Here is a 14,505-nt window from a genome sequence, read left to right as displayed (position 1 = left end):
GCCTGCGGCCGGTCAGCCGCATTTGCGGCCGCTGTTGATGCAGGTCACGGCCTGCTTCATCAGCTTCGACGACATCACGTTGATGAAGTCGCCGTGGTCGGTCACCGGCTTGTGCAACTGCTCGGGGAAGCTGTCAACCGCGAAGTTCCTCGCGTTTGGCGCGAGCTTGTAGGTGATCCGCTGGACGAGCTGCGGAATGGCCTTGAACCCCTGCTGGCACGAGCCGTCGGCGCGGGCGAACGCCACATGCGTACGGTGGTTCGCGCTGTCGGCGTTCTTGCCGTCCCAGCAGCTCTGGAACGTGAACGTGCGCACCACGTTGCTGCCCTTCGGGCACAGCGGGTACTTGTCCTTCAGCTGGCGGTTCTCGAATCCGGTGCAGCTCCAGGACGCGTTGGCGTTGGCCGTTCCGTTGGTGAAGGCCTTGGCGTCGCCGGTGATGATGCGCAGGAACTTGGGCATCTCCACGACCTTGGAGACGGGGTTGCCCTTGAAGCTGAGCTGTACGGAGGTGGGCCGCAGGATGCGCCCCACGTTGCCCTCCGTCCCGCCGCCCGGGGCGCCCGCGTCGAACTCCTTCGTCCCGTCCTGGAGTCGCAGGACCGGCCAGTAGTGGGTGGAGCGGTCGCCGTTGGTGCAGGTGGTCCCGGCGGATTCGAGGACCTGGTTGGAGGCGAAGGCGTCGGTCTTCAGGTTGCCGACGTAGTCGTGCATGTGGTGGGCGCCGTTGCTCACGCCGGGGGCCACGATGACGTTGTCGGAGTTGAAGTGCTTGTTCTCGTTACGCCCGCAGCGCGAGGAGAAGGTTCCCTTGGAGCCCTTGGCCTGCACGCGGGGGTTCTTGACGTTGGGCTTGACCTTGCGGATGTCCACGAAGTCCGCCCGCTGGGGGCCGGTCTGCTGCTGACCGCCCGCGGCCGGGGCCGCGCCCGCCGCCGCGGGGGTGTCCGGTGCCGCGGCCTGGGCGCCCGCGGCGGCCGTCTCGTCCTGCTTGACCGTGCAGGACGCGAGCGAGTCCAGGCCCGACGGGCGGGCCGAGACCTTCTCGATCTCGGTGGCGATGCGGTCGAGGGTCTGCCGTCGCTCGGAGGTCAGCGGGTCCAGCACGCGGGTGCGTACGAACTCCTGGTCGGCCGTCGCGCCCTGGGCCATGAGCCGCTGGTAGGCATCGGCGACCTGGCTGTCCATCTTCGCCAGCTCGTCGTTCACGGCGGGCCGCGCCTGCTGGGGCACGCTGGACAAGCTGGTCGCGACATCGGGGCACTTGACGGTCATCCCGGCGCGCGCGGCCGCCTGCTGCGCGGGGGTCTCCTTGGCGGCCGAGGCGTTGTTGTCGGTCATCAGGAGCGCTCCGCCCCCCACGGCTAACGCCGTCGCACCGACCACGGACATCACGATCACTCGGGACCGCTTATGTCTCTTCCTGCTCTTCACCGGGCCGCCCCTCATCGGTTGTCGTCGCATACCGAGGAGATACGTAAACGGGGGCGGTTCTGCTCAGTCGCCGTCGGGGTCCTGCCGTCCACCGGGGCTGACCAGCCCGGTTTCGTACGCGACGACCACGGCCTGGACGCGGTCGCGGAGCCCGAGCTTGGCGAGGATGCGGGCGACATGGGTCTTGACGGTGGCCTCGGAGAGATGGAGGCGGGCGGCGAGTTCCGCGTTGCTCAGGCCCTGGGCCAGCAGCCGCAGGACCTCCGCCTCGCGCGGGGTCAGGGCGGCCAGGTCGCGGTGGAGCGCGGAGGTGTCGGGGTCCCGGCGGGCGTGCCGTTCGACGAGGCGGCGGGTGATGGCCGGGGCCAGCAGCGCGTCGCCGGAGCGGACCATGCGGACGGCGGCGACCAGATGCTCGGGGGTGACGTCCTTGAGGAGGAAGCCGCTGGCCCCGGCGGACAGCGCCGCGTAGACGAAGTGGTCGAGGTCGAACGTGGTCAAGATGATCACGCGTGGTTCGCCGGGGGCGCCGGTCAGGATGCGCCGGGTGGCCTCCAGGCCGTCCACCTCCGGCATCCGGATGTCCATCAGCACCACATCCGGCCGGGTGCGCCGGACCGCCTCGACGGCCTCGGCACCGTCCGCCGCCTGGGCGACCACGTCGATGCCGTCGGCCGCCAGGATCATCGTGAAGCCCGTACGGACGAGCGCCTGGTCGTCGGCGACCACCACGCGCAGCGGCCCGGTCACATCTCCTCCAGGGGGATCGTTGCTTCGACGCGGTAGCCGCCACCGGGGCGCTGCCCGGTGTGCAGGGTCCCACCGTAGACGGCCAGCCGCTCGCGCAGGCCGATCAGCCCGCGTCCGCCGCCGGTCGCGGCGGACGGGCTCGGGGTGCCGCCGGTGTCGGTGACCTCCACCCGCAGCCGCTGGTCGCCGTAGGCGACGGTGACCTCCGCCGTCGATCCGGCCGCGTGTTTCACGGTGTTGGTCAGCGCCTCCTGCACCACGCGATACGCGGCGAGGCCGACCCCGGACGGGACGGGGTGCGGGGTCCCGGACACGGTCAGCTCGACCGGCAGCCCGGCCTCCCGCACCCGTGCGACCAGCGCGTCCAACTGGCCCAGGCCCGGCTGTGGCGCGAGATCCGGGGTGGCACCGCCGGTGCCGGTGCCGCCGCCGCTGTCGGCGTCGTCGTCGTCGTCCATCGTCAGCAGCCCCATGGCGTGCCGCAGTTCGGCCATGGCCGCCCGACCGCTCGCCTCGACCGCGAGCAGCGCCTCGCGGGCCCGGTCGGGGGTGGTCGCCATGACCTTGCGGGCGGCCCCGGCCTGGATGACCATCACGCTGACGTTGTGCGTCACCACGTCGTGCAACTCGCGGGCGATGCGGGCGCGTTCCTGCTCGGCGGCGCGGCGCAGCTCCTCGGCCCGCTCGCGCTCCAGCGCGGACATCCGCGCGTGGCTCTCGCCGGCCCGCAGCTGCCAGGCGCGCAGTCCGTTGGCCGCCACCACGATCGGCACCAGGATCAGCAGCGGTACGTACTCGTTCTGGACGATGGGGAGCGTGCCGTCCGCGAGCCTGCTCAGCGCGAACACCGCCACCGGCAGACTCGCCAGCGTGGCCACCCGGTAAGGACTGTAGGCCGCGGCGCCGTAGGCGGCGAACACGCAGGCGTACGAGGTGATCCTCGGCGCCTCGGTCGGCGTCAGCGCGACCGCGACCGTCACGACCCACAGCACGGCGAGCGGATACCGGCGGCGCAGCGCCAGCGGCGCCGAGGCGGCGACCGCCAGGGCCGCCGAGCCGAACCAGCTTCCCTGCTCGTCGGGGGGCGGGGGCCCGCCCAGGGGCGGTGGCGGCGCGGGCGGGGGCGGGGGCGGCGCGGGCGGGGGCGGCCCGGCGGGGTCCCACGGCTCGGCCACACCGTCGGCGCCCTGGTCGACGGGTCCGTCCGCGTACTCCAGGGCGTACTGGAGGGCGGCGATGCCCAGGACCAGCGCCAGCACCACGTCGAAGACCTGGCTGCGGCGGGTGGGGCGGGGCAGCGGGCCGGTCGCGCGCTTCAGCGGCCCGGCCAGCTGGCACAGCCGGGCCGTCAACGGCACGTTCATCACCGGCTCATTCTCGCCACCCGACCGGGTCCGCGACATCCTCCCGCCGGCCCCCGGGGCGCCCGCCCGTACATCGCTCGCCTACATCGCGGGGATGACACCGGCCGCCCTCATCCCGGCGCGGTACCGGAAATGACCCGGCCGAGCGACGTGCCCCGGCAGGGCGCGCGCCTAGCGTCCAACCGCGCAACACGCGTACGTACCGAGGGAGACGAGCATGACCACGCCGGTGATCGAACTGCGGGATGTGAGCCGCGGATACGACGGGGGGCCGCCCGCGCTGGACGACGTGTCGCTGACCGTGCGGGCCGGGGAGGCCGTCGCGATCCTCGGGCCGTCCGGCAGCGGCAAGTCCACGCTGCTCAACCTGATCGCGGGCCTGGACCGGCCGGACGCCGGAACCGTCACCGTGGACGGCGTGCGCGTGGACACCCTGGGCGAGGCGGCGTCGGCGCGCTTCCGGCGCGCCACGATCGGCATGGTCTTCCAGTTCTTCAACCTGCTCGACGACCTGACCGTCGAGGACAACGTCGCCCTGCCCGCGCGGATGGCGGGCCAGTCGCGCCGCGCCGCGCACCGGCGCGCGGCCGAACTGCTCCAGTCGCTCGGCGTCGACCGGCACGCCGGCGCCTACCCGGGGCGGCTGTCCGGCGGCGAGCGGCAGCGCGTCGCGGTGGCCCGGGCCCTGGTCAACCGGCCCGCGCTGCTGCTCGCGGACGAGCCGACCGGCGCGCTGGACACCGCCGCCGGCGAGGCCGTCCGCGACCTGCTCACCGAGCTCAACGCCGCGGGCCAGACGGTGGTCCTGGTGACCCATGACCTCGGTCTTGCGCGGTCCTGTACGACGCGTACGGTCCGGCTCGTCGACGGCCGGATCGCCGCGGAAGGGCACACCGTCATGGCGGAGGGGGCCCGATGAGCGCCCTGGGCCAGGTGGTGCGCTCGGGGGTGCGCCGCCGCCGGGTGCAGAACGCCGTGATCGGGCTGGCCACCACGATGGCGGTGACCGCCGCCGTCCTGTGCGCCTCGCTGCTCGTGGCCTCCAGCGCGCCGTTCGCCGACGCCTTCGCCAAGCAGCGCGGCGCGCACCTGTCCGTGCAGTACGACGGGGCCAAGGCCACGGCCGCGCGGCTGGCCGCGACCGCCGACGCCCCCGGGGTCACCGCGGCGGCCGGTCCCTTCCCGACCGCGTCGGCCACCCCGAGCCTCGACGGCCAGGAGCTTCCCCCGATGTCGGTCGTCGGCCGCGCCGACCCCGGCGGCGGTCCGGTCGACCGCGCCACCCTGACCCAGGGGGTCTGGGCCACCCGGCCGGGCCAGATCGTGCTGTCCGCCGAGGCCGGAGTTCCCCCCTCGCCGCTGGGCCTGCGGCTGAGCTTCCCCGACCTGCCCGGCGACCCGACGCTGACCGTGGTCGGCGTGGCCCGCTCGGTCAGCCGCACCGCCGACGCCTGGGTGGCGCCGTCCCAGATCGCCTCGCTGACCGCGCCCGGCGCGCGAGCCGGCTACCAGATGCTCTACCGCTTCGCCCACGCGGACACGGGCGCCCGGGTCGCCGCGGGCCGCGCCGCGGTGACGGCGGCGGCTCCCGCCGGGGCGCCGGCGGGAGCCCAGTCCTGGTTGAGCGTCAAACGGGAAGCCGAGCAGGAGACCGCGCTGTTCGTGCCGTTCCTCGTCGCCTTCGGCGTCCTCGGCCTGACCATGGCGGTGCTGGTCGTCGGCAACGTGGTGGCCGGCGCGGTCGGCGGCGGGCTGCGGCGGATCGGCGTCCTCAAGGCGCTCGGGTTCACCCCGGCCCAGGTCGTACGCGCCTACATGGCCCAGGCCCTGATCCCGGCCGCGTTCGGCACGGTGGTCGGCGTCGTCGCGGGCATCCTCCTGACCCTCCCCGTCCTGTCCCAGGCCGAGGAGGCCTACGGAACCGCCGCGTTGACCATCACCCCATGGGTCGTGGTCGCGGTGGCCGCCGGGGCGCTCAGCCTGGTGGCGGTGACCGCCTGGGCGAGCGCCGCGCGGGCCGGGCGGCTGCGGGCCGTCGACGCGCTCGCCGTCGGCCGCTCCGCGCGCCCGAGCCGCGGCCGGGCGGCGGTCCGGCTGACCGCACGGCTCCCGCTGCCCCGCCCGCTCGGCCTCGGCCTGGCCCGCCCCTTCGCCCGCCCCGCCCGCGCGGCCGCGATGGTCGCGGCCATCGCCTTCGGCGCCACCGCCGCCACCTTCGCCGTGGGCCTGGCCATCTCGCTGAACCAGGTGCAGGACGCCAGGGACCACGACAACGCCGACGTCACCGTCGACGCCATGACGGCCCCCGGCCCTGACGGAGCCCCCGGCCCGGACGGAGAGCCCGGCCCGGACGGAGAGCCCGGGCCTGACGGAGAGTCCGGGCCGCATCGCAAGGTCCCGGACGGCCCGCCGCGGATCACGGCCGATCCCGCCGCGATCACCGCGGCGATCAAGGCCCAGCCGGGGACCCGTGCGTACTACGCCACCGCCACCGCCGAGGTGACCGTCGCCGGGCTGTCCGGCACCACCGATCTCCACACCTTCGACGGGGACGCCTCCTGGGCCAACTACCAGAAGGTCTCCGGCAGGTGGTTCGACAAGCCGGGCGAGGCCGTCGTACCTACCCAGTTCCTCGCCGCCACCGGCACCCGGCTCGGGGGCACCGTCACCCTGAACCACGACGGCACGCCGGTCCGGGTCCGGATCGTGGGCGAGGTCTTCGACCCGCGGAACCAGGGCATGAACGTCCTCACCGACGCCGCGACGCTCGCCCCCGCGAGCACTTCAGCCGAGAGCTACCGCATCACCCTCAAGCCCGGCACGGACGCCGCCGCCTACGTCACCGCCCTGAACTCCGCGCTCGGCTCGCTGGACGTCACCGCGCACGCCGGCCCCTCCGGCGGCGAGAGCGAGGTGATCATCATCCTCGACGCGCTGGCCGCCCTCCTCACCCTGATGCTCGTCGCCGTCGCGGGCATGGGCGTGCTCAACGCGATCGTCCTCGACACCCGCGAACGCGTCCACGACCTCGGCGTCCACAAGGCGCTCGGCATGACCCCGCGGCAGACCGTCACGATGGTCCTTTCCTCGGTCGTCGTGGTGGGTCTTGCGGGCGGCGCCCTCGGCGTCCCGGCCGGACTGGCCCTGCACGCGGCGATCATCCCCGCCATGGGCCACAGCGCCGGCCTCACCCTCCCCACCGCGGCCATCGACGTCTACACCCCGCCCGAGCTGCTCCTGCTCGGCCTCGGCGGCCTGCTGATCGCCGTCACCGGGGCCCTCCTCCCCGCGGGCTGGGCCGCCCGGACGCGCACGGCCACCGCGCTGCGCACGGAATAGAACGGGAGCGGGGAGCGGGGCGGGCGCCCAGCCGCGCCCGCCCGGCCCCCGGCGCGCCGCCCGGTCAGCCCGTCGCGCCCCTCAGCAACAGCAGACTGTCCCCCCACGAATCCACCACACCCCCGTGCCCGGCGGCCCTGGCGGCCGCCTCGACGCGCCCGAACAGCGCCCGCTGCGCGGCGGCGTCGCCGGTGGCGGTGATCTGCCGCAGGGCCGTCAGCAACTCCCCGGTGTCCCAGCCCTCCAGCGGTCGCCGCGCCAGCTCCCACTCCAGGAACTTGTTGTACGGGCGCAGCCGCCGCCGCAGCGTGAAGAGCGCCTCCAGCGCGTAGCCGACGCTGTCGGCGGCGTCCAGGTGGGCGGCGAGGAGGTGGCCGTCGCGGTGGTTCTTCAGCGACCGGTAGAGGGAGTTGACATACGCGTCCAGCCACCCGTCGGCGGCGGCGCGCGCCTCGTCGGCGCTGACGGTGGTCTTCTCCGCGAGGAGACGCGCGATCCCGGTCCCGCCGTCGAGCCGGTCGAGCACGACACGGGCGTGCAGCAGGGCGTAGCGGTCGAATGCTGCCGGGCTGCCCGGCAGCGCGTGGCGGCGGAACGCGGCGAGCGACATGACGATCAGGTCGAGCCGCTCGGAGCGGTAGCCGTCGAGCGCCTTGAGGTCCATCGCGCCGTCGGCCCCGTTCTCGGCCTCGTCGTCGAGAACGACGAACAGGTCGTGGTCGGAGTGGCGGGTGGCCATGCCCTCATGGGCCTGGGAGCCCTTGAGGACGAGGCCGAGCACGCGGGGGTCGGCGGTGGCGCGGGCGACGAACGCCTCATAGGTCAGGGTGATGGGACGCGGGGTCATCGGCGGATCTCCAGGCGAAGGCGCCTCGGCTGCGCCGGGGCGCGGAAGGTCGAGGTCAGGTCGCGGCCGTGGCGTCATGCGCCACGGCGAGGAGATCAACGCACGCCCCGAGGCTACCAGCGCCCCCGGTTGTCCCAGGTGCGGCAGCCGGCCCCGGGACTTCCAGCTCTGTCCTCGGGGGAAAAGTGGCGAGGGGTGTTCGCCCTTGTTCTTGCCGGAGGAGATGACGAGCTTCTGGGCGACCTGCGGGACGGGGCCCCTTGGCCCGCAGGGATTGCGCGTAGGCGGCCATGTCGTCAAGCCGGGCCGGCAGCGGGGCGGCTCCTCACTCCACCCGAGCGGTGGGCGACGGCGGGTAGTCGTCAACGGTCATGGAGTTGTAGAGGCGTGCGCTCTTGGTGGTGAGGCGGAGGAGGGCGCGGCTGGGCCCCGCGGGCAGGGCGGAAATCAGGCGGGCGCCCTGGGCCAGTCCCTGCACGCCGAGGCGTGAGGTGGGGATCAGGGTCTTCGCCGCACTGAGCGCGGCCGCGCGGCTGCCGCGCACGTGCTCCGCCATCGTGCGCTCGTAGGCGGGGAAGGCGCGCTCGTGGTCGCCGCCCGCCCGTGCCAGCTCTCCGGCGAGGACGTACGCGCCGACGACGGCCAGGCTGGTGCTGCCGCCGACGGCCGGGCCGGGGCAGTAGCCCGCGTCGCCGACGAGCGTCACCCTCCCATGCGACCAGGTGTCCATGCGGAGCTGGGTGATCGAGTCGAAGTAGAACGCCGGGGTGCGGTCGAGCTCGTCCAGCCAGCGGTCCACGTCAGGGTGCATGCCGGCGAACGTACCGCGCAGCAGCTCCTTCTGCCGGGGAACATCGTGGTGGTGGTAGTCGAGCTCGCGCTCGCTCCGGAACAGGAACAACGCCCGCGCGTCGCCGAGGTGCCGCGCGCCGTACATGCCGGCGGTGCGGCCGACGCCGACGTGGATGAGGAGCTCGCCGTCGAGCCCGGAGACGTTCGGCAGGGACAGCACTCCGAGGTATGCCCCGATGAAGGCGTTGAAGCGGGACGCGTCGCCGAAGACGAGGCGGCGCACGTTGGAGTGCAGCCCGTCCGCGCCGACGACGAGGTCGAAGCGGCGCGGCGCGGCGTTTTCGAACCGCACCTCGCCGTCGGGCGAGATCGCGGTGATCGAGTCGCCGAAGAGGTACTCGACGTCGTCGCGCGCGGCGTCGTAGTAGATCTCGCTCAGGTCGTCGCGCATGATCTCGACGTGCCGGTCGGAGGTGGCACTGAAGATCTTGGAGAGGTCCACCCGGACGGAACGCCGTGCGCCCTCCCGGTGGACAGTCATCCGGTGGGCGCCGGTGGCCCGTTCCTCGACGCGCGGGAGCACGCCCATCTTCTCCGAGATGTTCATCGCGGGCCGGAACAGGTCGACCGCGTGGCCGCCGGTCTTGCGCAGAGTCGGCGCGCGCTCGACAACGGTGACAAAGAAGCCGTGCCTGGTGAGCCAGTACGCCAGCACCGGACCGGCGACGCTGGCGCCGGAGACGAGAATCCGCATGGCACCCCTCCTTGCCATTCAGTCCACCCGTACGGCGTGGATCGTGGTGAAGGCCAGCAGCGGGGTGGCGGTACGCGGGGGATCCTCGAGTATGGGTGAGTGTCCGAGACCGGGCAGCAATTCGACTCTCGCGCCCGGAACGGCGCGGTAGTCGGCGGCGGATGAGGATCGCCACCTGCGGTCGTCCTCGCCGAAGATCACCAGTAGCGGCTTGCCGAGGGCCGTCAGCCGGTCCGGGAGCGCCTGCTGCTCCAGGTAGCCGCGGGTGGCCTGCATCGTTGCGGTGAGCGTGTGGTAGGTCATACAGCGCACCTCGTCCAGGAGCTCTGGTGGGATCTGGTAACCCGCTCGGCTGAAACCGGTGCTCGCGAACCCGCGGATCTGCTCGTCGGTCGGCGGCCACTGCGAGGGGCCGATTGCGGCGGACTGCGGTGCGATGAAGGCGCCCAGGCTGGGGCCGGTGTTGATGAGCGCGAGCGCGGCCACCAGGTCGGGTCGCTGTTCGGCGAAGGCGGTGGCGACCGCGCCGCCACTGGAATGACCGACGATCACGGCGTGCTCGACGCCGAGCCGGTCCAGTGCCGCGCCGACCCGGCGTGCCTGGTCCGGAAGCGCGTAGCTGCGGTCGGCCGGTTTGGCCGACCGGCCGTGCCCGAGCAGGTCGATCCGGATGACGTGGTGAGATCCGGTCAGCATCGGAACCAGCGAGTCCCACGAGCGGGTCGAGGATGCGGACCCGTGGATGAGCAGGAGTGCGGGGGCGTCGCGGGGGCCGTCCTGGCACACATGGATGTCGCCGTCGTCCAGCGACAGGGTCGAGCTCTCGGTGGCCCCGGCGCCGCCGTTCACGTGCGGTCCGCCGTCAGAAACAGTCATGAGCCCACTGTCGCCGCCGGTCCCAGCCGGCGGATTGGATAAATGTTCCCTTCAACCGGCTCACGTAGCATGGGGCGGTGCGGACTTTCATGCACGGTGCGGCTGCGTGGGACGTCGCATGCCCGCAGCGTCCCAGCCAGTTGGCCGGTCTCACCATGGCCGGGTTCCGCGTCCGTGACCTGGACGCGCTCCGGATGGTCCCGCACCCGGCCGTGACGCTGCTCCTGGAGTTCGGCGCCGGCTCGCCCGTCCTTGACTGGGCCGCCGGGCGGCAGCAGCGGGGAAGCCTGGTCGCCGGGCCCGGGCTCGGGTCCGGAGGCGCGGTCCAGGTGCGGGGAGAGAACGTCGAGTGCGTGCAGGTGCGCCTGTCCCCGGTGATCGCACGCGCGGTTCTGGGCGCCTCCCCCGCCGACCTCGACGGCGCCGTCGTCTCCCTGGACGACCTGTGGGGCCGGGAGGCGTCCCGGATCCGCGAGCAACTCGGCGATGTCTCGTCGTGGCAGGGTCGCTTCGCGTTGACGGACGCGCTGCTCGCCCGCCGGTATGCGGCTGGGCCGCCGGTGGACCCGGAGGTGGCCTGGGCCTGGCACCGGATCGTCGGCAGCCGTGGCCTGGCCCGGGTCGACGGACTCGCGGCCGAGGTCGGATGGAGCCGTAAGCGCCTGTGGTCCCGGTTCCGGTCGCAGCTCGGCCTGCCGCCCAAACGCGCCGTGAAGCTGGTCCGCTTCGACCATGCCGCCCACCGCTTGGTCGCGGGTGAAGGCGCGGCCCGAGTCGCGGCCGACGCCGGCTACGCCGACCAGTCCCACCTGCATCGGGATGTCATGGCGTTCACCGGGGCAACCCCCGCGACCGTGGCCGGGGAGCCGTTTCTCGCCGTTGACGACATCGCATGGCCCAGCCGCGGAACACTCGCCAAGCCTCATGTCTCCAGGGATTTGCGGCTCGGTCGCCGACCGGAGGTGAGACGGCTACCGGTGTGAACGTCGCCGGGGTCACCTGCGCAGGGCGGGTCCGGCGGCGCCTTCGACGCTGGAATGCCGGGTCAGAACAGTGTGACGCCGATCAGAATCGCGATGACGAAGGCCACGAGACCGGCGATCAGACTCGCCACCCTCGGCCGGCGACGGACGAGTTCGCGGGCGCCGCGCCGCTTCGCGGGTGCGGACGCGGGTGCGGACCGGGGCGTGGGCGCGGGCGTGGGCCGGTGTCCGCGGGCCGGGCGGGCAGCGGTCGGCGGCAGGCGGTACGTGGCCACGGAGGGCGCCTCGGGCGCATGGGGCGGGGCGGCTGTCGGCCCGGCCGTCGGTGTCGCGGTGCCGAAGACCTGGGCGTGCGGGGGCGGGCCCGGCATGGGCGCGGAGGCCGGCTCCGGCATGGGTTCCGGGCGGCCCTGCCAGGCGCCGGAGCCGAACCAGTCGGCGATCTGCTGTGCGGTGGGTCTGTCCTCGGGCTGCTTGGCGAGCATGCCGAGCAGGTAGTTCTCGAACGCGGGCGGCAGGGCGGCGCCCCGTTGGCTGGGCGGCACGGGCGGGGCGTCGACGTGCTGGGCGAGCGTGACGGCGGAGGTGTCCGCCTGGAACGGCGGGGTGCCGGTGAGCAGTTGGTAGAGCAGGCAGCCCAGGGAGTACACGTCGGAGGCCGGGCTCGCGGGCCGTCCCAGGGCGCGCTCGGGGGCGAGGTAGAGGCTGGTGCCGATGATCTGCCCCGCCGTGGTGAGCGCGGTGGCGGGGTCGTCGACGAACCGGGCGATCCCGAAGTCGCCGATCTTGACCGTGCCGTCGGCGTCGGACATCAGGTTGCCCGGCTTGATGTCCCGGTGGACGATCCCCGTACGGTGCGCGGAGGCCAGCCCCGCGGCCGCCTGGGCGGCGATGCCCGCCACCCGCTCCGCGTGGAGCGTGCCCTGGGCGGTCAGCTCCTGGGCCAGGCTTCGGCCTTCGACGAGCTCCATCACCAGGTAGAAGCGGCCGTCGCGCGCCCCGAAGTCGAAGACGCCCACAATGTTGGGATGGCTCAGCCGGGCCGCCGTCTGGGCCTCCAGCCGGAAGCGGGCCGCCGCCTGCGACGCGGGGTCGTCCCCGAGCAGCAGCTTGACGGCCACCGTCCGTCTGAGCACTTCGTCGGTGGCCCGCCAGACCTCGCCCATTCCACCGCGGCCTATGGGCGTCTCCAACCGGTACCGATCCGCCACCAGCACGTGTGCACCAACCTTGATCCTGATCGACCCTGAGCAAACCGACGCCGACGGACAGCTGCACCGTACGAGGAGGTAGGTGGTGGGGGGACCGCGACTGAATCAGAGTACCGAGCGCGGATAGCCTGCCGGTATGCGAGCGGTCGACAGAGCGGACCTGACGGGGCGGGCGCGGCTGCGGGAGGCGGCGCTCGAACTCTTCGCGGAGCGCGGGTTCGAGGCGACGTCCACGCGGGCGGTGGCAGCAGCCGCGGGGCTCTCCCCGGCTCTGGTGACCCGGCACTTCGGCTCGAAGCAGGGGTTGCGGGCGGCGGTGGACGAGTACGTACTGGGGCGGATCGGCGAGGCGCTGGGCGGCCTGGACGCGGAGGGCGCGGACGGCGGTGCGCTGATGGCCTCGCTGGGGGAGGTCTCGGCGCGGCTGTTCGGGGCCGATCCGGTGCTGCGCGGCTATCTGCGGCAGGCGCTGCTGGAGGACAGCGAGGCGAGCGCGGCGCTGTTCGGGCGGCTGCTGAGCGGGGCGCGCGGGGAGCTGGAACGGCTGCGGAAGGTGTCCGGCGAGTCGGCGCGAGGGGCTGACGAGGAGTGGGCGCCGTTCCAGCTGCTCTGTCTGATCCTTGGGCCGCTGCTGCTGGAGCGGGTCATGCAACCGAACGTGAGCGCCCCGATGTTCGCCCCTGAGGTGCTGGCCCGCCGTAGCGCGGCCAATCAACGGCTGCTGCTCTACGGTCTGTTCGGGCTCGACGGCACGTAGGGCTGTCCTGAGGTCCGATACGGGGGACAGCCCTACCGCGCGAGTGTGCATCTGTACACCATCCTCAACACATGCGCACCAAGCCTTCTGCTCCACCCCGGTTCGCCTGGCTGGACAATCTCCGTATCGCCGTGACCGTCCTCGTCGTCGTGCATCACGCCGCCCAGGCGTACGGCCCGGGCGACTGGTGGTACGTCGAGGGCCGACCGCGCTCCGGGGCGCTGGCCACGCTGTCCGCGCTGGACGGCACGTTCGCGATGAGCCTGTTCTTCTTCGTCTCCGCGTACTTCGTGCCCGCGTCGTACGAACGCCACGGCGCCCGGGCCTTCCTGGCATCCCGGCTGCGGCGGCTCGGCATCCCCCTGGTCGTCGGGGCGCTGACGATCGTCCCGGGGCTGATGTACGCGTACTACGTCCACTACCGCGGCTACGCCCCGATCTCCTACCCCCGCTACTTCGCCGACGTCTATCTGGGGCTGGGGGAGAAGCCGGCCGGCTGGAGCGGCCCGTCCTGGCCGGATCTTCAGTTCGCCCACCTGTGGTTCATCCAGAACCTGCTGGCGTACAGCGCCCTGTACGTGGCGTGCCGGCAGGCCGCCCGGCTCGCCCGGCGGCGGCGCACGGGCCGCGACGCCGCGCGCCGGGAGGGCGGCCGGATACCGGGGCACGGCGCGCTGGCGCTGCTGACCGTGGCGCTCGCGGTGGCCACCTGCGCCGTGCGGCTGCGCTACCCGTTGGACACCTGGGTGCCCTTCCTGGACTTCCTCCAGGTGGAGCCCGCCCGGCTGCCGCTCCAGGGAGGCTTCTTCCTGCTCGGCGTGGTGGCCCACCGCCACGGCTGGCTCGAGCGCTTCCCTGCCCGGGTCGGCCGGGCCTGGTTGGCGGGGGGCCTCGGCGGGGCCGCGCTGCTGTTCGCCGTCGGCCCGGATGCCGCCTGCTTCGCCCCGGGAGGCTCCGGATGGCGGTCCGTGCTGTGGTCGCTGTACGAGAGCGCCCTGTGCGTGGCGCTGTGCGTCGGGCTGCTCACCCTCTTCCGCGAGCGCTGCGCGGGCTCGGGGCGGCTCCGCCGCGAGCTGGCGGCCGGTTCGTACGCCGTCTACATCATTCATCTGCCGATCGTGGTGGCCGTGCAGTTCGCCCTGGGGAGCGACGGCCTTCCGGCGCTCGGCGCCTGGGCCCTGACGGCGGTCCTGGCACTGGGCGTGGCGTTCCCGGCCGCCGCCGGGCTGCGCCGGCTGCCCGGGTTCCGCTCGGTGCTGTGACGCCGCGTTCGGCCAATGCAAGTGACTTTGTGGTGAGTTTGAGACGGCGACACGCCGAAGCGACGGCGTGTCGCCGGGGCCAACTCCCCACAAGTACATGCCGCGTCAGGGCGCCAGAGCGGGGGGTACGTCCATG

12 protein-coding genes are annotated in these 14,505 nt (G+C 73.3%); 5 read left to right on the top strand and 7 right to left on the bottom strand.

The genetic code is table 11. The features are described 5' to 3' along the window. Positions 1-12: 12 nt before the first annotated feature. The 3 genes from PV419_RS13945 to PV419_RS13935 are packed head-to-tail and all read right to left on the bottom strand — an operon-like array spanning position 13 to position 3,548. Positions 13-1,449, bottom strand: coding sequence for a DUF1996 domain-containing protein (locus PV419_RS13945; RefSeq protein WP_319689052.1), 1,437 nt, complete (start codon positions 1,447-1,449; stop codon positions 13-15). A gap of 48 nt (positions 1,450-1,497) precedes the next feature. Continuing rightward, entirely contained in the window at positions 1,498-2,184 is a 687-nt protein-coding gene (locus PV419_RS13940; protein WP_319688453.1) for a response regulator transcription factor, read from the bottom strand. Beyond that, positions 2,181-3,548 (bottom strand): sensor histidine kinase, encoded by a 1,368-nt coding sequence (locus PV419_RS13935; protein ID WP_319688451.1) that lies wholly within the window; start codon positions 3,546-3,548, stop codon positions 2,181-2,183. Before PV419_RS13935 ends, PV419_RS13940 begins: the two co-directional genes overlap by 4 nt. Before the next feature lie 217 nt (positions 3,549-3,765). On the opposite strand from PV419_RS13935, the gene PV419_RS13930 reads away from it, so the two are divergent. Together PV419_RS13930 and PV419_RS13925 are read left to right on the top strand one after the other, a co-directional pair. Next, positions 3,766-4,467 (top strand): ABC transporter ATP-binding protein, encoded by a 702-nt coding sequence (locus PV419_RS13930; protein ID WP_319688449.1) that lies wholly within the window; start codon positions 3,766-3,768, stop codon positions 4,465-4,467. After that, positions 4,464-6,887 (top strand): FtsX-like permease family protein, encoded by a 2,424-nt coding sequence (locus PV419_RS13925; protein ID WP_319688447.1) that lies wholly within the window; start codon positions 4,464-4,466, stop codon positions 6,885-6,887. Before PV419_RS13930 ends, PV419_RS13925 begins: the two co-directional genes overlap by 4 nt. Before the next feature lie 64 nt (positions 6,888-6,951). On the opposite strand, the gene PV419_RS13920 is transcribed toward PV419_RS13925, so the two are convergent. The 3 genes from PV419_RS13920 to PV419_RS13910 all read right to left on the bottom strand — a co-directional run bounded on the left by PV419_RS13920 (position 6,952) and on the right by PV419_RS13910 (position 10,156). Beyond that, the gene (locus PV419_RS13920; protein ID WP_319688445.1) at positions 6,952-7,734 is read right to left on the bottom strand and encodes a hypothetical protein; all 783 of its coding nucleotides are present in this window, start codon (positions 7,732-7,734) and stop codon (positions 6,952-6,954) included. 325 nt (positions 7,735-8,059) lie between these two features. Next, entirely contained in the window at positions 8,060-9,280 is a 1,221-nt protein-coding gene (locus PV419_RS13915) for an FAD-dependent monooxygenase (RefSeq protein WP_319688443.1), read from the bottom strand. 18 nt (positions 9,281-9,298) lie between these two features. Further along, positions 9,299-10,156, bottom strand: a complete 858-nt coding sequence (locus PV419_RS13910) for an alpha/beta hydrolase (RefSeq protein ID WP_319688441.1) — start codon at positions 10,154-10,156, stop codon at positions 9,299-9,301. Positions 10,157-10,233: 77 nt separating this feature from the next. On the opposite strand from PV419_RS13910, the gene PV419_RS13905 reads away from it, so the two are divergent. After that, positions 10,234-11,139, top strand: a complete 906-nt coding sequence (locus PV419_RS13905; protein WP_319688439.1) for a helix-turn-helix domain-containing protein — start codon at positions 10,234-10,236, stop codon at positions 11,137-11,139. A gap of 62 nt (positions 11,140-11,201) precedes the next feature. On the opposite strand, the gene PV419_RS13900 is transcribed toward PV419_RS13905, so the two are convergent. Further along, on the bottom strand, positions 11,202-12,356 hold the full coding sequence (locus tag PV419_RS13900) for a serine/threonine-protein kinase (protein WP_319688437.1): 1,155 nt from the start codon (positions 12,354-12,356) through the stop codon (positions 11,202-11,204). Between the two features lie 130 nt (positions 12,357-12,486). On the opposite strand from PV419_RS13900, the gene PV419_RS13895 reads away from it, so the two are divergent. Both PV419_RS13895 and PV419_RS13890 read left to right on the top strand, forming a co-directional pair. Beyond that, complete coding sequence (locus PV419_RS13895) at positions 12,487-13,107, top strand: helix-turn-helix domain-containing protein (protein WP_319688435.1); 621 nt, start codon at positions 12,487-12,489, stop codon at positions 13,105-13,107. A gap of 71 nt (positions 13,108-13,178) precedes the next feature. Then, complete coding sequence (locus tag PV419_RS13890) at positions 13,179-14,369, top strand: acyltransferase (RefSeq protein WP_319688430.1); 1,191 nt, start codon at positions 13,179-13,181, stop codon at positions 14,367-14,369. Positions 14,370-14,505 lie beyond the last annotated feature (136 nt).

This window comes from Streptomyces sp. ME19-01-6 (genome assembly GCF_033793745.1).
GTDB lineage: Bacteria > Actinomycetota > Actinomycetes > Streptomycetales > Streptomycetaceae > Streptomyces.
Note: the sequence above shows the minus strand (reverse complement) of the source record. Positions and strands in the feature narration are given on the sequence as shown.

Coding starts and splice junctions, on each gene's coding strand:
- PV419_RS13890 (WP_319688430.1), top strand. CDS start 13,179: ATGCGCACCAAGCCTTCTGCTCCACCCCGGTTCGCCTGGCTGGACAAT.
- PV419_RS13915 (WP_319688443.1), bottom strand. CDS start 9,280: ATGCGGATTCTCGTCTCCGGCGCCAGCGTCGCCGGTCCGGTGCTGGCG.
- PV419_RS13920 (WP_319688445.1), bottom strand. CDS start 7,734: ATGACCCCGCGTCCCATCACCCTGACCTATGAGGCGTTCGTCGCCCGC.
- PV419_RS13935 (WP_319688451.1), bottom strand. CDS start 3,548: ATGAACGTGCCGTTGACGGCCCGGCTGTGCCAGCTGGCCGGGCCGCTG.
- PV419_RS13945 (WP_319689052.1), bottom strand. CDS start 1,449: ATGAGGGGCGGCCCGGTGAAGAGCAGGAAGAGACATAAGCGGTCCCGA.
- PV419_RS13910 (WP_319688441.1), bottom strand. CDS start 10,156: ATGACTGTTTCTGACGGCGGACCGCACGTGAACGGCGGCGCCGGGGCC.
- PV419_RS13925 (WP_319688447.1), top strand. CDS start 4,464: ATGAGCGCCCTGGGCCAGGTGGTGCGCTCGGGGGTGCGCCGCCGCCGG.
- PV419_RS13895 (WP_319688435.1), top strand. CDS start 12,487: ATGCGAGCGGTCGACAGAGCGGACCTGACGGGGCGGGCGCGGCTGCGG.
- PV419_RS13930 (WP_319688449.1), top strand. CDS start 3,766: ATGACCACGCCGGTGATCGAACTGCGGGATGTGAGCCGCGGATACGAC.